The 22,630-nt window shown below is 47.2% G+C and carries 21 protein-coding genes; 12 read left to right on the forward strand and 9 right to left on the reverse strand.

The annotated features are described in order from the left end of the window. The first annotated feature begins 2 nt into the window (after positions 1–2). Together DVG78_RS10250 and lpxA are read left to right on the forward strand one after the other, a co-directional pair. Positions 3–1,394, forward strand: a complete 1,392-nt coding sequence (locus DVG78_RS10250) for a bifunctional UDP-3-O-[3-hydroxymyristoyl] N-acetylglucosamine deacetylase/3-hydroxyacyl-ACP dehydratase (RefSeq protein WP_114070399.1) — start codon at positions 3–5, stop codon at positions 1,392–1,394. A gap of 99 nt (positions 1,395–1,493) precedes the next feature. Continuing rightward, a complete protein-coding gene (gene lpxA, locus DVG78_RS10255; protein WP_114068851.1) occupies positions 1,494–2,297 on the forward strand; it encodes an acyl-ACP--UDP-N-acetylglucosamine O-acyltransferase in 804 nt (267 codons plus the stop codon). Between the two features lie 271 nt (positions 2,298–2,568). On the opposite strand, the gene DVG78_RS10265 is transcribed toward lpxA, so the two are convergent. Next, the gene (locus DVG78_RS10265) at positions 2,569–2,973 is read right to left on the reverse strand and encodes an SMI1/KNR4 family protein (RefSeq protein ID WP_114460987.1); all 405 of its coding nucleotides are present in this window, start codon (positions 2,971–2,973) and stop codon (positions 2,569–2,571) included. A 164-nt stretch (positions 2,974–3,137) separates the two neighbouring features. Between DVG78_RS10265 and DVG78_RS10270 the strand changes: the two genes are divergently transcribed. After that, positions 3,138–3,947, forward strand: a complete 810-nt coding sequence (locus DVG78_RS10270) for a polysaccharide deacetylase family protein (protein ID WP_114460988.1) — start codon at positions 3,138–3,140, stop codon at positions 3,945–3,947. Beyond that, positions 3,944–7,033, forward strand: a complete 3,090-nt coding sequence (locus DVG78_RS10275; protein ID WP_114460989.1) for a PVC-type heme-binding CxxCH protein — start codon at positions 3,944–3,946, stop codon at positions 7,031–7,033. Before DVG78_RS10270 ends, DVG78_RS10275 begins: the two co-directional genes overlap by 4 nt. A gap of 35 nt (positions 7,034–7,068) precedes the next feature. Here DVG78_RS10275 and cysM read toward each other — a convergent pair whose 3' ends face one another. Continuing rightward, complete coding sequence (gene cysM / locus DVG78_RS10280; RefSeq protein WP_114460990.1) at positions 7,069–7,941, reverse strand: cysteine synthase CysM; 873 nt, start codon at positions 7,939–7,941, stop codon at positions 7,069–7,071. A 64-nt stretch (positions 7,942–8,005) separates the two neighbouring features. Here cysM and DVG78_RS10285 point away from each other — a divergent pair, with 64 nt between their 5' ends. From DVG78_RS10285 to DVG78_RS10305, 5 genes are all read left to right on the forward strand, one after another. Further along, a complete protein-coding gene (locus DVG78_RS10285) occupies positions 8,006–8,218 on the forward strand; it encodes a hypothetical protein (protein WP_114460991.1) in 213 nt (70 codons plus the stop codon). A 1-nt stretch (position 8,219) separates the two neighbouring features. After that, positions 8,220–8,441, forward strand: a complete 222-nt coding sequence (locus DVG78_RS10290; RefSeq protein ID WP_114460992.1) for a PIN domain-containing protein — start codon at positions 8,220–8,222, stop codon at positions 8,439–8,441. Positions 8,442–8,444: 3 nt separating this feature from the next. Further along, positions 8,445–9,968, forward strand: coding sequence for an oligosaccharide flippase family protein (locus tag DVG78_RS10295; protein ID WP_114460993.1), 1,524 nt, complete (start codon positions 8,445–8,447; stop codon positions 9,966–9,968). Between the two features lie 23 nt (positions 9,969–9,991). Then, on the forward strand, positions 9,992–10,501 hold the full coding sequence (locus DVG78_RS10300) for a gliding motility lipoprotein GldH (RefSeq protein WP_114460994.1): 510 nt from the start codon (positions 9,992–9,994) through the stop codon (positions 10,499–10,501). A 64-nt stretch (positions 10,502–10,565) separates the two neighbouring features. Next, positions 10,566–11,195 carry an LON peptidase substrate-binding domain-containing protein gene (locus tag DVG78_RS10305; RefSeq protein ID WP_114460995.1) on the forward strand — a complete coding sequence of 210 codons (630 nt, stop codon included), beginning with the start codon at positions 10,566–10,568 and terminating at the stop codon, positions 11,193–11,195. Between the two features lie 65 nt (positions 11,196–11,260). Here the strand turns inward: DVG78_RS10305 and DVG78_RS10310 are convergent, their stop codons facing one another. Continuing rightward, positions 11,261–11,734 carry a nucleoside deaminase gene (locus tag DVG78_RS10310; RefSeq protein WP_114460996.1) on the reverse strand — a complete coding sequence of 158 codons (474 nt, stop codon included), beginning with the start codon at positions 11,732–11,734 and terminating at the stop codon, positions 11,261–11,263. A gap of 77 nt (positions 11,735–11,811) precedes the next feature. After that, positions 11,812–13,005: an NAD(P)/FAD-dependent oxidoreductase gene (locus DVG78_RS10315; RefSeq protein ID WP_114460997.1), complete on the reverse strand. Its 1,194-nt coding sequence runs from the start codon at positions 13,003–13,005 to the stop codon at positions 11,812–11,814. Between the two features lie 85 nt (positions 13,006–13,090). Here DVG78_RS10315 and DVG78_RS10320 point away from each other — a divergent pair, with 85 nt between their 5' ends. The 3 genes from DVG78_RS10320 to DVG78_RS10330 are packed head-to-tail and all read left to right on the forward strand — an operon-like array spanning position 13,091 to position 16,312. Beyond that, a complete protein-coding gene (locus DVG78_RS10320) occupies positions 13,091–14,320 on the forward strand; it encodes a glycosyltransferase family 4 protein (RefSeq protein WP_114460998.1) in 1,230 nt (409 codons plus the stop codon). A gap of 42 nt (positions 14,321–14,362) precedes the next feature. After that, positions 14,363–14,812 (forward strand): PaaI family thioesterase, encoded by a 450-nt coding sequence (locus DVG78_RS10325; protein ID WP_114461028.1) that lies wholly within the window; start codon positions 14,363–14,365, stop codon positions 14,810–14,812. 36 nt (positions 14,813–14,848) lie between these two features. Further along, on the forward strand, positions 14,849–16,312 hold the full coding sequence (locus DVG78_RS10330) for a cellulose synthase family protein (RefSeq protein WP_114460999.1): 1,464 nt from the start codon (positions 14,849–14,851) through the stop codon (positions 16,310–16,312). A gap of 191 nt (positions 16,313–16,503) precedes the next feature. On the opposite strand, the gene rpmB is transcribed toward DVG78_RS10330, so the two are convergent. The 5 genes from rpmB to DVG78_RS10355 all read right to left on the reverse strand — a co-directional run bounded on the left by rpmB (position 16,504) and on the right by DVG78_RS10355 (position 22,612). Further along, positions 16,504–16,728, reverse strand: coding sequence for a 50S ribosomal protein L28 (rpmB, locus tag DVG78_RS10335; protein WP_114461029.1), 225 nt, complete (start codon positions 16,726–16,728; stop codon positions 16,504–16,506). Positions 16,729–16,847: 119 nt separating this feature from the next. Then, entirely contained in the window at positions 16,848–17,231 is a 384-nt protein-coding gene (locus tag DVG78_RS10340) for a LytTR family DNA-binding domain-containing protein (RefSeq protein ID WP_114461000.1), read from the reverse strand. Positions 17,232–17,533: 302 nt separating this feature from the next. After that, positions 17,534–18,565: a Holliday junction branch migration DNA helicase RuvB gene (ruvB, locus tag DVG78_RS10345; protein WP_114461001.1), complete on the reverse strand. Its 1,032-nt coding sequence runs from the start codon at positions 18,563–18,565 to the stop codon at positions 17,534–17,536. 103 nt (positions 18,566–18,668) lie between these two features. Next, a complete protein-coding gene (locus DVG78_RS10350; protein ID WP_114461002.1) occupies positions 18,669–18,836 on the reverse strand; it encodes a GxxExxY protein in 168 nt (55 codons plus the stop codon). A 137-nt stretch (positions 18,837–18,973) separates the two neighbouring features. Then, positions 18,974–22,612, reverse strand: a complete 3,639-nt coding sequence (locus DVG78_RS10355; protein ID WP_158549999.1) for a PKD domain-containing protein — start codon at positions 22,610–22,612, stop codon at positions 18,974–18,976. Between the last annotated feature and the right edge of the window lie 18 nt (positions 22,613–22,630).

The following is a 22,630-nucleotide window of genomic DNA, read 5'->3' on the forward strand; positions in this document are numbered from 1 at the left end:
TGTTGAACATCAAACAACAAACCATCGAAAAAGCCGTATCAGTATCGGGCGTGGGCTTACACACGGGTGTGTCGGCAACCATGACTTTTTTACCGGCACCCATCAACCACGGCTATAAATTCCAACGCATCGACTTGGAAGGCCAACCCATCATTGACGCCGACGTGGACAACGTCGTAGATGTGTCGCGCGGGACTACCCTGGAGCAAAGTGGTGCCCGGGTCTATACCGTTGAGCATACCTTGGCGGCTTTGGTTGGTTTACAAATTGACAATGTACTCATTCAGCTGGACGGCCCCGAGCCGCCCATCATGGATGGAAGTTCCATTAAGTTTGTCGAAGCACTCCGCGACGCTGGCATCGAAGAACAAAACGCTTCGCGCAACTACTTTGAAATCCCCGAGCCAGTACGCTACATCAACGCCGACAAAGACATCGAGATGGTGGCCCTGCCACTCAACGATTATCGACTGACGGTGATGGTGGACTACAACTCACAAGTCATTAACAGTCAGCACGCTTCGCTCAATGACCTGACGACTTTCTCGCGGGAGATTGCCTCTTGTCGTACTTTCTGTTTTCTGCATGAGTTGGAAGCGCTTTACAAAGCCAACCTCATCAAAGGAGGCGATTTGACCAATGCCATCGTAATCGTAGACCGCGATATTGAAGAAGGCGAACTGGATTATCTTTCTCAGTTATTGAACAAGCCCAAAATCGGCGTTAATAAAAAGGTAGGCATCCTGAATAATATCGACCTGCACTACCCCAACGAAATGGCTCGCCATAAGCTGTTGGATGTGGTAGGTGATTTGGCACTGGTAGGCCGTCCCATCAAGGCGCAAATTTTGGCCGCTCGTCCGGGCCACGCCGCCAACGTAGCGCTGGCCAAGAAAATCAAGAAATTGATGGAATCGGCCAAAAGCCATGTGCCGCACTACGACCCTAAAGTGCCGCCAGTGATGGATTTGAAGCGGATTTGTGAGCTGTTGCCGCACCGTTATCCATTCTTGATGATTGACAAAATCGTTTATATGGACGAAAACAGCGTGGCTGGTCTCAAAAACGTAACGATGAATGAGCCGTTTTTCACGGGACATTTTCCAAACAATCCAGTGATGCCGGGGGTTTTACAAATGGAAGCGATGGCGCAAACGGGTGCGATTCTCGCCCTGAGCAGCCAACCCGACCCCGAAAACTACTGGCCGTTTTTGGCAGCCATCGAAAACTGCCGCTTCCGTCGGAATGTTGTACCCGGCGATACGGTCATTTTCAAGTGTGAATTTACGGCGCCCATCAAACGTGGAATTGTAAAAATGCACGGTGCTGGTTATGTAGCAGGTCAAATGGTCTGCGAAGCTGACATGACGGCGAGTTTAGTTAGAAAAAGATAAAACATACAAGCAACAGTCGATAAGGAAGCGCGTCTTTTTTACGGTCTTTTACACTGTTAAAGCTACGAACTCCGCTGAAAAACAGCAACTTGGACTATTATGATTCATCCATTAGCATATATACATTCAGACGCAAAAATCGCCCCTAATGTGGAGATTGAGCCCTTCGCCATTGTTCACAAAGACGTCGAAATCGGTGAAGGTTCTTGGATTGGTTCGCACGCGGTCATCAATGACGGCGCCCGAATTGGTAAAAATTGCAAAATCTATCCCGGAGCGGTGATTTCTTCTACTCCCCAGGATTTAAAATTCAAGGGAGAATATACGCTCACCTACATCGGCGACAATACCATCATTCGTGAATACGCCACCATCAGCCGAGGTACGGAAGAGCACTGGAAGACCGAAATCGGCAGCGACTGCCTCATCATGGCCTACTCACACGTAGCGCATGACTGCCGCATCGGCAATAACTGCATCATTGTCAACAACGTACAAATGGCCGGCCACGTCCACATGGGCGACTGGGCCATTATTGCGGGTTCGAGCTCAGTACGGCAGTTTGTGAAAATCGGTGCCCACGCTATGATTGCGGGTGGTTCGTTGGTTCGCAAAGATGTACCCCCATTTACCAAAGCCGCCCGTGAGCCACTTTCTTACGCGGGCATCAACTCGGTAGGACTGCGCCGTCGCGGTTTCAGCAATGAGCAAATCAACGAAATTCAGGAAGTATATCGTTATATTTATTTGCGCGGCTTCAACAATACCGAAGCCCTGGAGCACATCGAGTTGGAATTGGCCCCCTCCGCCGAGCGCGACGAAATTGTGAATTTTGTCCGCAATTCCGAACGCGGCATCATCAAAGCCCCCACAAGTACAAGTACGGACAACGGCGATGATTAGTTAATAAAAAAGATTCGTTTACGATGATTTTATACCGGCAGCTGAAATTTATTTTTGGCTGCTTTTTTGTGGGGAATTGTAATGTAGCAAAAGTGATAACATTCAGTCCTTCCAGGTTTTGGATTCGCCTTGCAAATGCCATTGGCTTATTACGGTTACTTTATAAGTTCTTTTACTTTGGTAGAGGCAGTTACATGAGACCGCCCACGCGGACTGCCTTTTATTTTGAGTACGCAGTGTTCAAAGAACACTACGCACAACGGGGGGAATTTTAAAAATCTTTCATTAATGTTTCTAAAAACTCCAAAAAAGTATTTCCCATTATTTCTATGTCTTCAATAAATAATGAAGTAGAGGGTGTCGCAACATATTGACCCGTTGAAATTAAAAATGAGAAATAAGAAACACCTGTATCTGTCCCAAAAATTATTAAGCCATTTCCTACTTTCTCTTTTTTAAAGAAATCATAGGTTTCAATGATGTAATTAATATCATATAAAGTTAAATAAGTGCCTTCGATAGACCCTTCTGCTCCATTCATTTGAGTTAGAATCTCAATATACTCTTCTGGAAATGAGAAAAAATTAAAATGGCTTTTGAGCTGTTGTATCTGCTCTAACGTAGCTCCATTTTGTTTCTCAAGGTTTTTTATAAGCCTTTCAATATGCACATTCATTTTATTTTCTGTTTAACCGTTGTACGCAGTGTTCAAAGAACACTACGCACAACCACTGTTTTTAGGACAAACCACTGGTTAGGTTACTCTATCAACATTTCACCCCCAAAACTAAGTAATTTCTCGGCTTCCCATCTTTTCTAAGAAAGCATAATTTCTTTTTTATGAAAAGCCTATTTTATCTACTTTCGTTGGTTATCTTACTGACAATAACCCATTTAAGCGCGGCACAAACGCCTTCTGCCGCTCCCGCTTTTTGGCCCGAAGGCAAACGCGTGGCGCTCAGTCTCAGCTTTGACGATGCACGACTGAGCCAAGTGGATGTGGGAACCAAGCTGTTTGATGAATACGGCGTAAAAGCCACTTTTTTTGTGTTGACGTCGAGCGTGAGCAAACGCCTTGACGCGTGGAAACAGGCCATTGCCAACGGCCACGAAATCGGCAACCATACCGAGCAACATCCATGCAGCGGGAATTTTCCGTGGGCCAAACCCAAAGCCCTCGAAGAGTACACCCTCGATAAGATGAAAAGTGAATTGATCCGCACCAACAAAGCCCTCGAAGCGCAGTTGGGCATCATGCCGAAGGTATTTGCGTACCCCTGCGGGCAAACGTTTGTGGGGCGCGGCGTAAACACCAAAAGCTATATTCCGCTCATCGCTGAATTGTTTTCGGTGGGCAGAGGCTGGCTCGACGAAGGTCCCAACGACCCTACTTTCTGCGATATGGCCCAACTGACGGGCATGGAAATGGACGGCAAAGAGTTTGAGCAGATTCTTCCCATCATCGAAAATGCCAAGAAAACGGGGCATTGGGTCGTTTTGGCGGGGCACGAAGTAGGCGAATCGGGCAATCAGACCGCCCGCGTTGCGATGTTGCGGAAGCTGTGCGAATACGCCCAAAACCCCGCCAACGGTGTATGGATCGCTCCTATTGGAACCGTCGCTAAGTATGTTCAGGAAAAAAGGAAATGAGTTCAATCCTCATCATTCCTTGTAAGTTTATTCATCATAAAAACTCTCCCGTCATGCGTTATGTTGCGCTTGTCTGTTTGTTAACGGTTTTTTCGTTTCAAAAAAATACCCCTCCAAAACTTTCGCCTGAACATCAAAAAGCGCTCGAATCGCTGCGCGTTATGGAAGGTTTCAGCGTGGAAATGGTCGCAGCCGAGCCACTCATTGCTGACCCGGTGGCGATGGAAGTGGACGAAAACGGAGATATGTATGTAGTGGAGATGCACGGCTATCCGCTGGATGTGAGCGGCTCGGGAAAGGTGAAACTCTTGAAAGATACCGACAACGACGGCTACCCCGACAAAAGCATCATTTTTGCGGATAAGTTAACCCTGCCGACGGGCATCATGCGCTGGAAAAACGGTTTCATCGTCACGGATGCGCCCGATGTGCTCTATTTGGAAGATACCGACAACGACGGCAAGGCCGATATTCGCAAAAAAATGCTTTCGGGCTTTGCGCTGTCCAATCCCCAACACAACCTCAACACCCCGCGCTTCGAACTAGATAACTGGATCTATCTCGGCCACGAAGGTGCGGTAACGCCCTTTGTTTTTAAGAAAGAATTTGGTGATAAAGGCACGGACATTATTTTCCCCGATAAACCGTCAGCCGCACGTTTAGCGCCCAATGCCAACGGGAAGGCGGTGCGGTTCAAGCCCGACAGCTACGAACTCGAAGAACTCTCAGGCCGCACGCAGTACGGGCACAGCATGGACGCGTGGGGGCATCATTTTTACACGAGCAATGCTAACCACATTTACCATGAAGTGTTAGCAAACACTTATATAAAAAACAATCCCGCTTTGCTGGTACCCAACGCCACCCAAAACATTTCCGACCACGGCGAGGCGGCCGAAATTTACCCCATTACCGAAACGCCCAATCACCAACTGCTGACCGACGTCGGCGTCATTACGTCTTCCTGCGGGATAACGTGGTACGAAGGCGGGGCGTTTGGGGAGAAATTCAACAACGTAACGTTCATTGCGGAGCCAGTGCATAACCTTGTCCATGCCGACATTTTGCGAGAGGCCGGGGCAAGTTTTACAGCGAGTCGTTTGAATGAAAAATCGGAGTTTTTGGCGTCAAAAGATGCGTGGTTTCGGCCCGTCAATTTTTACGTCGGGCCTGATGGCGCGCTGTATGTCATTGATTATTACCGCCAAATTGTGGAGCATCCCGAATGGATGTCGGACGAAATTACGCAATCGGGCGCGTTGTACAACGGCACGGACAAAGGACGCATTTACCGCATTGTTCCCCACAAAGGATTGCCGATGAATTGGTTAGGGAAACTGAATTTATCCAAAAAATCAGCCCCGGAACTGGTCGCCTTGCTCGACCATGAAAACGGTTGGTATCGTCGTACAGCGCAACGGTTGCTGCTACATCGCCAGGCCAAAGAGGCCATTCCGGCATTGCACGCACTACTGAAGAAAAGTAAGTTTTCCGAAGCGAAGGCGCATGCCCTTTGGTTGCTGGACGGCATACAAGCCATTGAAAAAGAAGATATTTTACAGGCGCTCAAAAACGAAACGGCGGGCGTACGCGAAAACGGCATCCGGGTAGCGGAACGGTATCTGAACGCAGCTTTTGGAAAAGAATTAATCAACGAATTGACAGCCCTGCAAAACGACGAAAGTCCTAAAGTACGCTTTCAGTTGCTCAATACGCTAGGCTTGGTAAAAACAGCCGAGTCAGAAAAAGCCCGTTTGGCTATTTTACAACGGGACATATACGACCGTTGGGCGGGACTTGCCAGCATTGCTTCTTTTGCGGGAAAAGAAAATCAGATTTTTGACGTAGCCATTGCCGAATTTACAAACAAACCAACCGCCGAAACGAGTGAGTTCATTGCCAATTTGGCCTCCACCATTGCAGGCGGAGAGAATAAAACAGGATTCTCGGAAATGATGAAAAAAATCATGGCCGAAGCTCCCGGAACGGAGGCTTGGAAGGCCGCCGCGCTCAACGGTGTCGCCAACCGTTTGCAGTTTCAAAAAGAGAAAGGAACGGTGTTATTGTCAGAACCTGAAAAGGAGAAACTGTTAGCTCATTTTTCCCCAACGGCAACGTCCGAACTTCGTATAGCTTCGTTGAGATTACTTGAAATCAGCGGTTTTCCCAAAGGAAAACGCTTAGATGAAAAAATCGTGCAGGCAATCAGTGCCCTTAAAAACCCTTCCACACTTACCCGCCAAGGCAGCAATATCGCTGTTTACCGCGCCCATGCCATTGCTTTTCTTTCAATGGTTAATTCCAACGAATTAAAGTCGATTCTCCAACAGGCGTTAACCCAAAAAGAGCCGGAAGTGGTTCAGTTGGCGGCGTTGAAAGCCTTGGGAAAAACGGCTGATGCACAAACCTATCGGTTTTTGTTGAATGAGATGAAGGGCTTTGCTCCCGCGTTGAAAAAAGAAGCGGTGAATGTATTTTTGTCAAAACCAGAACGAATCAATGTATTGTTGAAAGCAATCGAAACCAAAGAGGTCGAAAAGTCGATAGTGGGCTGGCAACAAATGGTTCGGTTAATGAATTATTACGACACTGACATTCGGGCGTATGCGCGGAAGGTACTGTCGGTCAACGAAGACCGAAAAGCGGTATTGCAAAAATATATGGCCGCTTTGGAGCTAAAGGGTAGTCAATCGAAAGGCCAATTGATATTTGAAAAGAACTGCGCGACCTGTCACCAAATCGAAGGGGTCAAAGGCGTAAATTTCGGTCCAGACCTTTCTACCTTACGGAGCCGAAACGCAAACTCGGTATTGACCGAAATCATCAATCCCAACAATTCGATTGCTGATCTGTACGATTTCTGGACATTGGAACTCAAGAACGGTAGCACCGTGGCGGGCATTATCGCGCAGGAAAACACCAATAATATTTCCCTCCGCGAAATGGGCGGAATAGTCAGCGTAATTCAGAAAAAAGACATTGCCAAGATGCAGAAAGCGGAGCAATCCATTATGCCCAACGGCCTCGAAAACGCCATCAGCCTTCAAGAAATGGCTGATTTGATTACGTTTATTAAGAAACAATGACCGCAGTCGCGCAGACTGCGGTCTGCGCGACTGCTTTATCCAAACAATTCACTGGACAGGTACCGGTCACCTCGGTCGCAGACGATGAATACAATGACCCCCTCTTCCAATTCCTGCGCCAACTGAAGGGCCGAGTGAGCCGCGCCGCCGCTGCTCATGCCCGAAAAAATTCCTTCGGTACGGGCCAACTCACGCGCCCGTTGCGTGGCTTCGGCCTGCGACACTTCCATCACTCTATCCACCCGCGATGGGTCAAAAATCTTAGGCAAATACTCAATTGGCCACTTCCGAATGCCCGGAATACTGGAGCCGTCGGTGGGTTGGCAGCCCACAATTTGCACGTTTGGATTTTGCTCTTTCAAATACATGGACGTGCCCATGATGGTACCCGTCGTTCCCATCGACGACACAAAATGCGTGATTTGCCCCTCGGTATCCCGCCAGATTTCGGGCCCAGTGGTGCGATAGTGTGCCAGATAGTTGTCAGGATTGGCAAATTGATTAAGCATCAGATATCCACCTTCGGCCACTTTCTCGTCGGCATAGTCACGGGCCGATTCGATGGTTTCGGTCAATGTCACCGTAGCCCCAAACGCTTCCATGGTCAATACACGTTCACGGGTGGAGTTTTTGGGCATCGACAATTCAATTTCAATACCATACAGGCGGGCAATCATGGCCAACGCAATACCGGTATTACCGCTCGTGGCCTCGATCAACTTCATACCGGGCTGGATTTCACCGCGCTCAACCGCCCCTTTGATCATGCTGTACGCGGCCCGGTCCTTCACACTGCCGCCGGGGTTATGCCCTTCCAGTTTACCGTATATTTTCACTTTTGGATTGGGATTCATGCGTGTCAGTTCCACCAGAGGCGTATTTCCGACAAAATCTAAGAGAGTTGGCATTTGGAGGGACGGGGTTTGTGTTTTCTGAAATAATTACGATAAATTTGTTCAAAAAGTTGCACCAATGGGAGCATTACAAATTGAAAATACAGAACGGTATTTAAAAATTACCCTAGACAAAGAGGCTTTTGATGACGCGCAAATTATGGATTTATTGGAATATCTGCGTACAGAAGAGCTCATAAAAAGGGCACAATTTGATGATTCTATTTCAGAATTAGGCAAAACCATTAAAAATGAATGGTGGGCAAAACACAAAAGTGAACTTCTGAAATAGCTTGAATAATATTCTTCAAAACATCCATTTTGTTGGCAACGATTTTATTTCCACCAATCTCTATTGGCAGGCTTACCGCCTTTGTAAAGATGCCGATGAAGATGATACGCCCTTTGTAGCCTTGTCTCTCGCTTTAAAAGCAAAATATTGGACGCGTGATGAAACGTTGAAAACACATCTTCGTACTCAGGGATTTTACGACTTTTTTGAACCGAATTATTAACGCATGAGTGTTCTTAAAAAATTAGCCAGCGAAACGGCGCTTTATGGGGTAAGCAGCATACTGGGCAGGGTGATTTATTGGTTTTTGGTGCCGCTGCATACTTACGTTTTTCTACGTCCGGGAGAGCTGTCGTCCAATACCGAATTGTACAGTTGGGTGGCACTGTTTAGTGTGGTCTACACTTTTGGCATGGAAACGGCTTTTTTTCGTTTTGCCAACCGCTCGCCCCAACACCGACAGGATTATTTTAACCAATCCCTCACGGCCATTGCGTTGGTGAGCATTGTTTTTTCGGGCGCTTTGATTGTTTTGGCTCCGCAAATAAGTGAGACGCTTGATTATCCTGGCGAGTCAAGCAACATTATTTATTTGGCACTCATCGTGGCCATCGATGCCGTTGTCGCCATCCCGTTTGCACGTTTACGTTTGGAAAAAAAGGCCAAACAATTCGTTAAAATTAAGATTATAAATATCATCATCAACGTCTTGCTCAATGTCTTTTTCCTACTGATTTGTCGGGACATTGCGTTGGGGAAATACCTACCGTCATTGCAGTCGTTGGGGGCGTTTTTGTACCGTCCTGAAATCGGGCCGGGTTATATTTTTATCGCCAATTTGATTGCCAACGCCTGTTTTCTGTTTTTACTTCGCGATACATTTAAAGGTTTTAAAATAACGTGGAAAGGGCCGCTTTTCAACGAAATGTGGGTCTATGCGTATCCTATCCTGATTTTGGGCTTGGCAGGGACCGTCAATCAAATGGCCGACCGTTGGTTTTTACGTCATTTACTTCCTGCGGGTTTTTATCCAAATCTGACGTCAGAAGATGCCCTCGGTATTTATGGCAGTTGTTACAAATTATCGGTGTTCATGTCCTTGGCCGTACAATCTTTCAAATACGCCGCCGACCCGTTCTTTTTCTCGCAGGCTGAAGACAAAAATGCCCCTCATTTGTTGGCTTCGGTCATGAAATGGTTTGTCATTGTATGCGTAGTGTTGTGGGTAGGGGTTAGTTTAAACGTGGATATTATCGGGCATTATATGTTGTCCAAAGCCTACCGCGTAGGCCTTTCTGTCGTTCCGATTTTGTTGTTAGCCAACCTGTTTTTGGGCGTTTATTACAACTTGGCCTTTTGGTTCAAACTCACCGATAAGACTCAATTCGGTACACTCATTACCACCGTAGGTGCGATTTTGACCGTGGTGCTCAATATCCTGCTGATTCCGACCATGGGTTACATGGGTTGTGCGTGGGCTTTTTTGGCTTCGAGCGTGGTCATGTGCGCCATGTGTTATTGGCTGGGCGAAAAATATTATCCCGTTCCTTACCAACTTGGCTCGGCGTTGGGTTACATCGGCAGCGCGGCGGTATTGGTCTATCTTTCTTCGTGGATAACAATCTCCAACGTATGGGTATCATTTGTCTATCATCTGGCGTTATGCTTAGTATACTTTTTGGGAATTTTGGTCGTAGAGCGCGATTCCATACCTTTGAAGATTCGCCGAAAAATTAAGATTTTAGGATAATTTTTTAACCAGTACCCGACACTATGGATTTGTTTCGCCGCCTTGCCGCAAAAACGTCTGCGTATTTATTGCTTTTCTCCCTGTTTCTCCTTGCCGGAAGCTGTGACTCCAATTCGGTCTATAAAGACCACGAAGATATTGAAGATGGGCAGTGGTACGTCAAAAACGAGCCTGCGTTTACGTTTGAAATCACCGATACTACCCAAACCTACAATGTGTATTATCTGGTGCGCAACAGTATTGCGTATCCCTACTATAACCTCTACGTAAAGCGTTTTTTGCTCAACGACAAAAACAAAATCATTAACGAAGCGTTGAATGAATTAATTTTGATGGACGAAAAAAGCGGTAAACCTTTGGGCGATGGATTGGGGGACTTATTTGACCATAAAGTACTGGCACTCAAAAGCTACCGTTTTCCGCGCAAAGGAAAATATACGTTCAAAATCCGCCAATACATGCGTCAGGATCCGCTACCCGAAATTCTGAGCATGGGCGTCAGCGTTGAAAAAGAAGTTATTAATCCGAAGTAATCAAAAGTAACATCACGCCTTTGGTTGCTCGTTATTCGCTCCTCACTGCTGAGGACTTACACGTATGGAAAGCTTTCTCCCTTTTTTTCCTTTAAATCTGGTAGCATATCCTACCGAAAACCTCAATTTGCATATTTTTGAACCTCGTTATCAGCAATTGATTAATGAGTGCATCGACAACCGAAAAACGTTTGGGATTCCCGCCTTCATCAACAATAAGCTGCCTGGCTACGGTACCGAAATGAAGATTGTGAACGTATCTAAACGCTACGACGACGGGCGAATGGACATCAAAACCAAAGGAATACGGGCATTTCGCGTGTTGACGTTCCAAAATCCCGTTCCCGATAAACTTTATTCGGGCGGTAAAGTTACGTTTGTGGAAGAGACCGAATCATCGGAAGGGGTGATTTCCGAGCTTTTATTGCAACTCGACCGTCTGTATACCATTCTCCAAACACAGGTTGATTTTGACAGTGCCATCTCTCCTTTTTCATATCAGGTAGCGCACAAAGTGGGGCTTTCGCAGGAGGAAGAATATCAGGTATTAACGATTGATTCCGAAACCGAGCGTCAACGTTTTTTGCTGCGTCACCTCAATAAGGTCATCCCCGTCATGGCTGAAATGGAAAAAACCAAAGAGCGCATCAAGCTCAACGGTCACTTCAAAAATCTCGACCCGCTTAATTTTTAGCGTTTTTTTCTCACGCAAAGTCGCAGAGTTTTCCTTATGCTCCTCCGCGCCTTTGCGTGACGGAATCAGTACGCAATTTTATCCTGTTTGCGCTGCCAAGCTTCAAACACTTTCAGGGCTTCTTCGCGTAGGCAGCATTCTAGCGGAAGCTGCCGTTCTGATTTGGGTGTATCCAATTCTTGATAAATAAACGCGTCATCAAAATGAGCGTCGGCGGCATCGTCTTTGGTGCAAGCGTAGTAAATTTTCTTGATGCCCGCCCAATAGATGGCCCCCAAACACATAGGGCACGGCTCGCAGGAGGTATAGATAATGCAATCGTCTAACTTAAAGTCTCCTATTTTTTGACACGCCACCCGAATCGCCGTGACTTCGGCGTGTGCGGTCGGGTCGTTGGTGGACGTGACCTGATTGCAGCCTTCTGCCACCAATTCTCCATTGCGGACAATCACCGCCCCGAAAGGCCCACCCTTACCGCTTTCCATTCCCGCGCGTGCCACTTCAATGGCTCGACGCATCCATTCATGATGTTCGTTCATTGTTTTTCTAATAGTACGGCTAAAAGCGTCGGTAGGTTTGCTCCACCTAATTTTCTAACCGACTGACGCATAATTATTTATCTTATTCTGAATAATTCTTCCAAGTCGCGTTTGCCGCTGATGACTTCGGCGGCCAATTCTCCCAATGCGGGCCCATGTTTGAACCCATGCCCCGAGCCGCCACCCAAAAACCAGCAATTGTCGGCGTCGGGGTGCGTGTCCAAGATAAAATTGCCATCAGGCGAATTTTCGTAGGGACACACGCGGCTCTCGACCAACGGCGCGTTTTGTAAAGCTGGAAAACGATGGGCCATGAATAACCGCGCTTTTGCCAACACGTTTTCATTAAAAACCCGTTCTCCTGAGGTTGGGTCAAATGTTTCGCCCCGTTTATCCACCCCTATCTTGAATCCTCGGTACGCATTGCCCGGAATACCATAATAAAAATCTTCGCCATCCAAATCAATCCACGTGGGCATAGAATCAAACAGATGGGTATAGCCCGCCGGAACGCCCAAGTAGTAGGCTTCTTGCTTGGTACAGGTAATGATTTCGCCTAAAATTTCGGGAAACAATTTTCCCAACCACGGTCCGCACGCAAAAAGGTAGGCATCGGCTTTCAACCCGGTTCCGTCAGAAAGGGTTAATGATTCAAGTCGCCCGTTGACCAACGGATTGGGTTTTGCCAATTTATTGAGGTACGTTCCTCCGCCCCGTATAAAAACCTCATTGACCGCCTGACAACTTTCACGCGCTTTAAGATACCCGCCATACGGGTCTAAAACCAAGTGGTTCAGGTCATTAGTATTAATGTGAGGATAACGTTTTGCGGCTTCTTGGGGCGAGAAATACGTATAATCCATCCCGTGTTTTTTCATAAAAGGCTGCGTTGCTTCAATCATTTCGGGCGCATCTTCGTAGCAAAACCAGAGCACCCCCGAATTAAAAAACAACGACTTATTCCAACGTTGCTGCTGTTCACGCCAAAGCGAAATCGCCCGCACGTTGAGGTTAAAGTAGGTTTCGTTGGCTCCGTAAGTAGAGCGGATAACACGTGTTTCATCGCCCGAACTGGCGCGCGAATTCCCTGGGCCCCAAACATCAATCAACGTAACACGAAAACCCGACCAAAGCAGCCACAGGGCCGTCCAGCCGCCAAAAGCGCCCGCTCCCACCACCGCAATGTGAGAACCAGTATCCAACAATGGGCCTCGACGAGAAGGCTTGATTTCCTGTACAGTTTTAGGAGCAAAAGTCGGTTGGGTCGACATAAGAGGCTAAAAAAGGGTTGAGAAATGCAAATGTATTAAAATTGATAGCCAAAAACCTACCGGGCTGATTATCTTCGCGTCACCAATGAGAATTTTACTGATACATCAATATTTTCTGGAAGACAACGACGGCGGCGGGTCGCGATGGAACGAAATGAGCCGCTTTTGGCAGTCGGAGGGGCATCAAGTAACCGTGCTGGCGGGCATGGTGCATTACATGGGGCATCGTCCTGCCAAATACCACCGCAAATACTTTCTTCCCGAAACCAATCAAGACGGGGTGCAGGTTATTCGTTGCCACGTATCCGAGTCCTACAACAAGAGCTTTATCGGTCGTCTTTGGGCCTATTTCTCCTTTACTTTTTCGAGCATTTGGGGCGGCATCTGGTACGCCAAAGGCAACTATGATGTCATTGTCGTTACGTCTCCTCCCCTCTTTGTGGGTATTACGGCCTACGTGCTTTCGGTGCTGAAACGCACGCCCTTTGTGTTTGAAATTCGCGACCTTTGGCCCGAATCAGCCATTGATACGGGGGTGCTTACAAGCGGCATTTTAATTAAATTTGCCTATTGGTTTGAGAAATTCGTTTACCGTAAAGCCAAGTTAATCAACGTATTGACACCTGCTTTTCGGGAAAAACTATTAACAAAAAAAGGGGTTCCTGCCTCCAAAATCATCTTCATTCCAAACGCCGCCGACTTTTCTCTTTCGGATGAATTATTGACTTCATTCGACGTTACCGAATTTAGAAAAGAACACAACTTAACGGGGAAGTTTGTAGTGACCTACGTCGGGGCGCACGGCGTAGCCAATCATTTGGTGCAAGTGTTGGATACGGCCGAGTTGCTCAAAGACACCAACGTTTTATTCTTGCTCATTGGCAACGGTATGATGAAAAAAGACCTGATGGCCGAAGCCCAACGACGGCATCTTTCTAATGTCCGTTTCATCAATTCTGTACCCAAAAAGGAAGTATTTAATTACATTTTGGCCTCCGATGCGGGGGCATCGGTGCTCAAAAAAGTGGACACCTTCAAAACCGTTTATTCCAACAAGACGTTTGATTATATGGCGTGCAAAAAGCCCATTTTGATGGCAATTGACGGGGTATCGCGCCAATTGGTGGAAGAAGCACAGGCAGGCGTGTACGTTGAGCCGGAAAATCCCGCTGACTTTGCGCAAAAAATCCGTATGTATCTAACAAATCCCGACTTGGTCAGTCAACACGGCCTAAACGGCTATCGCTACGCAAAAGAAAATTTTGACCGCGCCCTGTTGGCCAGCAAATATGTGGGGTATTTATCTCAGGTCTAATGCCTATATTTGCGCCCCAATTCTCTGAAAATCAAGAAACAAATGAACACTGAAACCAATCCACGTTTAGACTTTTTTCGTTCACAGATAGGCAATAGTTTAATTCAAAGCCCTTCGCCGCTAGGGCGTTGGCTCAACGCTACACTAAAAGACGTTCAACACGGCACCATGACCGTTGAAGTGACCGTACGACAAGACATGACCAATCCCCTCGGCACACTTCACGGCGGCGCAGCGGCGGCCATCATGGACGACCTCGTGGGCATGATGGTTTTCGGGCTGGGCCGTGAATACGGCTACACATCGGTCAACCTTAATTGTGATTTTTTGAACGCAGCCCGCATCGGCGATGTTCTAACTGCACACGCGCATGTGGTTCGTGCGGGCAAAAACGTGATTCATTGCGAAGCCCGAATCAGTAATTTAGAGGGTAAAATAGTGGCCAAATGCAGTACAAACATGATTCAAACGGGCGTTAAACTTCCGTTTTAGTCGGGCGAACCGACGCGTGGTCAGTGGTTAGATTTTATGGAAGTTATTGTTATCATACTATACTTGGTTCCTACGCTCATTTTATTTTCGTACAGCTGTGCGCAATTGAGTCTGGTATGGAATTATTGGAAAAAGAGGAGAACAGAAAACGGAAATCTAGCATCCAACATCACACCTCTATCCTTCGAATTTCCGCTTGTTACCGTTCAGCTTCCAATCTACAATGAATTATACGTAGTAGAACGGCTCATCGACGCGGTCTGTCTTTTTGAGTATCCCAAAAACCGTCTCGAAATTCAAGTTTTGGATGACTCTACCGACGAGACCGTCTCCATAATTGCAAAAAAAGCACTTTTCTATCAGGCACAAGGATTTGATATTCAGCACATTCGACGCAGCAACCGCGATGATTTCAAGGCAGGGGCATTGGCTTACGGGCTTACAGCAGCCAAGGGTGAATTCATCGCCATTTTTGACGCCGACTTTATTCCCCATTCAGATTTCTTGACAACTACCATTCCGCATTTTGAAAACGCGCCCGTTGGAGTAGTCCAAACGCGCTGGATGCACCTCAACGAATCGTATTCGCTCATCACTCAATTGCAGGCATTCGGGCTAGACGGGCATTTTATTGTGGAGCAAGGCGGACGCAATGCGGGCGGACATTTCATCAACTTTAACGGAACAGCGGGCGTGTGGCGCAAAAGCTGTATTCTGGATGCTGGCGGTTGGTCGGCCCAAACCCTTACCGAAGACCTTGATTTAAGTTACCGCGCCCAATTGCGTGGTTGGCAATTTGTCTACCTCGAAAACGTAGAAACACCTGCCGAACTTCCTGCCACCATGCCCGCCCTCAAATCCCAGCAATACCGCTGGATGAAAGGCGCGGCCGAATGCGCCCGTAAAAACCTCAAAAAAGTATTACAAAGCACTACCGTAAAATTTTCGACGAAAGTTTACGCGGCATTTCACCTGCTCAACAGCGGCGTTTTTTTGGCAGTCTTCGTCATGGCTCTGCTGAGTGTCCCCATTTTGGCGGTTACGGCTTTTGACCCCAAATACGATTATCTATTTGGTATTTTTAGAATATTTCAACTGAGTTTCTTGATGCTCTTGGGCTTTTACGGCACCACGCATTACCGTCACAAGACTTTCGGGCAGTTTGTGTGGCAATTACCCTTTTTTCTAACCGTCATTATGGGGCTATCACTGCACAATGCCATTGCTGCACTTGAAGGCTATTTCGGCAAAAAAACCCCTTTTATTCGCACACCAAAATGGGGGATTGTGCAACCAAAAGATGGCTGGCAACGCAAAAACTACCTTGTCAAAAGCCTTAACTGGCTCACAATTGCTGAACTTCTACTGGCGGTTTACTTCGCGGCAGCGGTTGGTCTTGGGTTTTATTGGCATTCTTATCAGATGGTTGTACTTCATGCCATGCTGGCCGTAGGATTTGGCTTTGTCAGCTTTTATTCTATCAAGCATTCAATCTCCTGAACTTCCTCAACGTTTATGTTTGTGATGGTAGGCTTGGCTTCAATCAAGGGTCGGGTTGTGAGCAATGGCCGACCGTCTTCTACACGGAATACTTTTGCTCGACTACTTAACACTTTGGGGAAGCTATAACAACAAAAAACCCCGCTGCAGCGGGGTTAATGTCTTTTGCAAAAGATTGGTTGTCGATTTAATTACAACGCTCCAACTTCTTTCAAAACAGCTTCGATACCTTTTTTATTGATCGTGCGAATTGCTGAAGTAGCCAATTTAATTTCTACCCATTCGTTCAAAGAAGGTATAAAAAACTTCTTTGTCTGCAAGTTTGGATAAAACTTACGCTTGGTTCTATTGTTAGCGTGCGATACGTTATTACCAACTCGTGTTCTTTTGCCCGTAATTTCACAAACTCTGGCCATGACGATTGATTTAATTTCAGAATGAGGCGCAAAGGTCGTAATTTTTCTGGCAACTGCCAAATCTTTGTCAAAAAAACGCCTTACGTAAAATGATAAAATGCCCTTATAAGGCGATAAACCTAGTTTACTCCGTTTTGCTTTTGTGAAACAGAGCTTTGCACGTATTGCCGACGTCTTTTCGAAACTGGTACTTTCTTTCCGTCAAGCAATTGAATAAACGTACCACCTTCGGTAATTTGATAACCCGCAAAATGATGAAAATTGACCAAATATGACTTGTGTGTACGTACAAAACTGGTCTTTTTGAGCAGCTGTTCGTAGCTTTTAAGGGTTTTGGCTTGTACAAAGACTTTCCCAGTTTTGGTAACAATCCGGACGTAATTCACATCCGCTTGGATAAAAATCACATCTTCGGTGCGAATAAAGAAAGAACGTTTCAGATTTACTAACTCCAAATAATCGGGAGATACAGCAGGACTTAAAAGTGATGAGAGATTGTTCATGGCTGAGTGAGGCTGTTTTTATAAAATATGCGCTGCAAAATTGCGGTATATTCTCAAAACTTAGAAATCCAATCAGGATGAAATGTAAAATATAACGTCTGAAACGTCATTACGGAAGCTAAGACCGCACTTTTATCCAATAAACTCCCTGAGAATACAAGTCCCATCTACTGATGCCATTTTACATAAATGGTATATTTTGCTTATTAATTAGTAATTTTCATATATCAAAACAGGTCTGCCTCTACCCTCAATTGGGTTGAAACAGACCTGTTTAAAAGGTATTTTTATTGGCTTACTGCTTACTCTGGAAATAAATCTCCCGTCCGAAATTTAGGCACGATTCCCAAATGGCGGTAGGCTTTTTCGGTAGCCTCCCGGCCCCTAGAAGTACGTTTAATGAATCCTTCCTGTATCAAAAACGGCTCATACACCTCTTCAATGGTTTCGGCTTCGTCGCCGCAAGCGGTGGCGATGGTAGAGAGCCCCACGGGGCCGCCTTTGAATTTCTCAATGATGGTGGTCAGGATACGAATGTCCATCTCGTCTAGGCCATGCTGGTCTACATCGAGGGCTTTCAAGGCAATCTCTGCAATCTCGACCGTAATTCGTCCACTTCCTTTGACCTGCGCGAAATCGCGCGTACGGCGCAGAAGATTATTGGCAATACGCGGGGTCCCACGACTACGTCGGGCTATTTCGTAGGCTCCTTCGTCGTCGATAGGCGCTCCCAAGATTCCTGAAGAGCGTTTTACAATCGACGTCAACAACTTGGCATCATAATATTCCAGTCGGCAATTAATTCCGAAACGCGCCCGGAGCGGTGAGGTGAGTAAGCCCGCGCGGGTCGTGGCCCCAATCAACGTAAAAGGATTGAGACTAATCTGAATACTGCGCGCATTGGGCCCCGAGTCGAGCATAATGTCAATCTTGTAATCCTCCATCGCCGAGTAGAGATATTCTTCTACAACGGGGTTAAGACGGTGAATTTCGTCGATAAACAATACATCGTTGGGCTGTAAATTGGTAAGCAACCCAGCCAAATCGCTGGGCTTGTCCAACACTGGCCCAGAGGATGTTTTTAGGCTGGCGCCTAGCTCATTGGAAATAATGTTGGAAAGGGTGGTTTTTCCTAACCCCGGAGGGCCGTGCAATAGCACGTGGTCGAGGGCTTCACCGCGCTGCTTGGCGGCGAGTACAAAGACCCGAATGTTTTCCAGTATCTTATCCTGCCCCGCAAAATCGCTGAAAGAGAGCGGACGCAATGCCCGGTCTATCTCCTTTTCCATCGGGGAAAGCGGGTCGGTAGTTCCTGTTAAGTAATCTTGACGCATAATACGTATTCACGCAGAGTGGCTGAGGTAGGGTTCGCCGTAACGACGGTCCGACGTTGCGGCAAAGACGGAAAACAAAACCCGTCACTTTGCGTGGTGTGATTTATAAACGATTAACAATTCTTTGAATTCCGTCTTTTATCAAAGGTACGTTAAAATTTATTAAGAGACCGAGTTTTAGGCCCGTCAATTTAAGGTAGGTTTGCCGCTGTTTTTGGTGTATTTTGAAACAGGAGTTTACGACGATTTGGGGGATTTTGTTTTCGCGCATGAGCCAAGTTTTTGTTCATGCAAAGAAGCATATAGGAATGAAAGATAAGAAAAATGTTTCTTATCGGTCGTTTTGAATCACGCAGAGCCGCAAAGGAGCAAAGAAAATAAACTTTGCGGCTCTGCGTGAAATAGATATTATCGCACAAGCAGCACCGCTCCGCGTTGGTTTTCACGCGGTCGGTCGGGGAAGAATTTGGATTTGAAGGACACCACATACGGGTAACTCATCGGCGGATACACACTCCCCCGATAGCTACCATCCCATTTTTGGTTGATGTCGTTGGTATAAAAAATCACTTCACCCCACCGATTGAAAATCTTCAATTCAAAATCAGTCAAGTGGTCGCCGAACACGTTCAGTACATCATTGTTGCCGTCGCCGTTGGGTGTAAACACATCTGGGATATAAATACGCGGCTCACAACGCACTACTACGCGAGCAGTATCAAAAAGCTCACAGCCTTCAGGATTACTGATACGAACGCGGTAGTTTCCGACGAGACTAACCATAACACGCGAGGTACGTTCTTCGGAATGGAACCAAAAATAACTCAGATTGGAAGCACCACCGCGAACGGCCAGCGTAGCCATTGCCCCATCGTCAAGATCGCAGAGTGGCACTTCTTTGGTCAAGTCATACGTAGGGCGCGGGGCCAATGAATACGTAAAATCGTCGTTGTCGGTACAACCCGTTACGGTATTTGTTACCGTCAATGTATACGTTCCTCCCCGCGTGACGCTGATGCGGTCGGTGGTTTCGCCCGTACTCCATCGGTACTGGTTGCCAGGAATAAGCGGTAACGACGGTATCAACAACGCCGTATCGCCGATGCACTTTTTACGGTCGGGGCCCAAACTCAGGAATTTATCAGGCGTAATTCCGACCGTAATATCCCGCAAAGTGGTATCGCAACCACCGGCGTCCGTTACTTTCACGTTGTACATACCCGGCAATAAATTGGCAAGCAAGGCGGCGTTGGTTCCCAGCCCTGCTCCCATGGCGTTGGTCCAGACGTAGGTTTGGGGAGTTCCCGCCAAGGTATTGAGATTAATAGCTCCCGAAGAAGGCAACGTGCAGCGCGCGTTGACGATGGTCGGTTGCAATCGCAATGTTCTGACCGCTCTCAGCCCAAATGAAGAATCGGTGGCGCATACGGCGGGATTGCCGCGTAGCATGACTCGGTACGTTCCTTCGCCTACGTTGGGAAGGGTGTTGCCCGTGGCACTCAACATAGTATTGTTGGGGCCAAACCACTCAAAAGTATAACTGCCACTCGGTGGCGAGATATTTCCGATGACTATCTGCCCATCCGTGGTGGTACAACCCGTTGGCGGCGTTAATACCGCCGCTATTTTCGCTTTGGGTAAGGCTCGTACTTGAATGGTATCTTCATTGACGCACGCCTGAGGGGTTCCGGTATTGATGGTTACCTGCACAAAATACGTCCCAGGTTGGGTTACGGTAATCAATTGTGTTGTCTCCCCCGTACTCCATTGAAATTTATTCCAATTGGTAGGAGTTGGCTTGGCGTTCAGCACCACATTTCCACCACCTACGCACAAACTCGTATCAGGACCGAGCGAATAGGCTGGCGGTCTGCGAAGGGTAACCTGTGTAGCACCCCGTGAAAAACACTGTGATTCAATACCGTTTGCGGCAAATACTTCATAACTGCCTGAACCACCATTGGGCTGTAATGTAATGGTTTTCGTTTGAGCCAGTGGGACCCTATTTCTACGCCAGAAATACGCCTCGGCCTCCACGCCTGCATCCAGCACGAGTCGATTGGTACAGGTATCAATCGGTGATTTTAGATTGATAGGGTCTGGTGTAGCAATAATTGTGATGCGTTGGGTAATGGTGGTATCCTTACATCTGTTTACCAATCGTAAACTGACTGAATACGTACCGGGCATTTTGTAGGTATGTTGCACCTGTTGATTTTGCCCCGTTACGGGAGCAGACCCATCGCCAAAATTCCACGTATAACTGTCTTTGATAGGGTCGCAGAGCGGGGAAGCCTGAAAGTTGGTGGCTTGGTTGGAGCAGGTGTCCGAATAGGTAAACCCCGGCCCTGAGGATTCGTTGGTAAAGTTTTGGACAAAATTGGGTAGTCCTAACTGACTTGTGCTTCCACCCAAAAATATACCGTCTTTCACAAATCTTACTTCATCCTGCGAGTCTTCGTCGGGTTCGTTGATAACCCCTAAATATTGGCTGTCTTTGATGGCCAGATAGATTCTACCGTCCGACCCTACCTGAAGCGCGCCGTACACTTGCGTGGCCGAACTGTCAATCAATATTTTGGAATCGGCAATCCGCGCCGAATCACCCAAACTGATGTCGTACTGCCACAATCGGGAAAGGGTGGTATCACCTGCGGCATCGCCTTTTTGCAACGACACGTACATTTTCGTGCCATCGGGAGAGAACTCTACCCCGTAGGCCTTGGGCGGAGCAGGCCCCAAATCAATCGTTTGCGGCCCAGACAGTCGCCCCGATGAATCACTAAAATTATAAATTTCGACAAGGTTGCGGGGAGGGCCCGGCACCACCACCGCCAACCGACGCATTCCAGTACTGTCGGCGGGAGAAAATTTCATGTAGCCTTCTCCTTTGGAGACCGTATCCTGAACCGCTCCTAAAGCATACTGAAACGGTCCTTCCAAACCTGCTTTGGTGGCGTGATAAACCCGAAAAACATTACTATCATAATCGTGCGACACAATCCAGTATGTAGAGTCGCGTTCGTTTCTGACGGAAGCAATGCGCTCGGTGGTATTATCGTTCAAAAGATTATTGGTTTCTACAACTTCGCCGTTGCCGCCGTTGCGGCGCATATCCACCAAACTGTAGCTAAACTTTTTCTGTCCGTTGATTTCAGAGGTGGTGAAAACGTAGTATAGGTATTCGCAGCCTCGACAAGTAGGCTTGGGTACAATCAGTGCCGATTGGGTCGAATTAGGGCTTCCCGCCAGCGCCGCCGTGTCTTTGGAAGGCATAACGACCCCATTTTTATCAAATATCTTGACTCCATCGGTGTAAAAAAGCAACTGTCCTTTGGAGTTGGAAATGGACGAAGTACCTTCAGGAGTTTTGATTTGGCCATCGGTGAGCGGTTGCGGGCTCCCGCCCGAAAAATCAAGGCCCGCGTTGTTTCCGAAATACCATTTGGCCCCTTCCTGATTGGATTGTTCCAAACAGACCTTTACCGTAATTTTATCCTCATACGTACATCCGTCGGCATTGGTTACTTCCACAGAGTAGCAGCCAGAACTGTCGACGCGTAGCGTTTGGGTGGTATCTCCTTTCGGAAACCACATGTATTTAACTCCATTCGGAGCATTGTTAGGATACGGATTTAGGAAAAGTTTCCCCAAATCCTCCTTACAAATCATGGTATCACGACGCCAATTGGGAAAAGCAGGCGGCGGTACGCCAACATTAACCGTTCGGGTAACCGTTTCGGGTATACCCGCCACCGTCCGGGTCAGCGTGATGAGCTTCATGCCCGGCGTCTGAAAAAGGTGCTTGATGCTATTTTTGGTGGAAGTAATAAGGCCGCTTCCATCCCCAAAATCCCAACTCCACGCCGTTGACGTGGCCAGCGTATCCGTAAAAACCGTTGAATCAGCTAAGCATTCCTGATCAGGAATACATAATTTTCCTGAAACCTTAAAAGGCTCTAGCTGTGCGTGCGCAGTGCCAATAGACAGCAATAACAGCATCCATCCTCCAAGTAATGAAAGAAATATGTGCAGCTTTTTTCTCATGGGTTCCATTTGACTCCT

The sequence above is a fragment of the Runella aurantiaca genome, from assembly GCF_003339505.1.
Lineage (GTDB): Bacteria > Bacteroidota > Bacteroidia > Cytophagales > Spirosomataceae > Runella > Runella aurantiaca.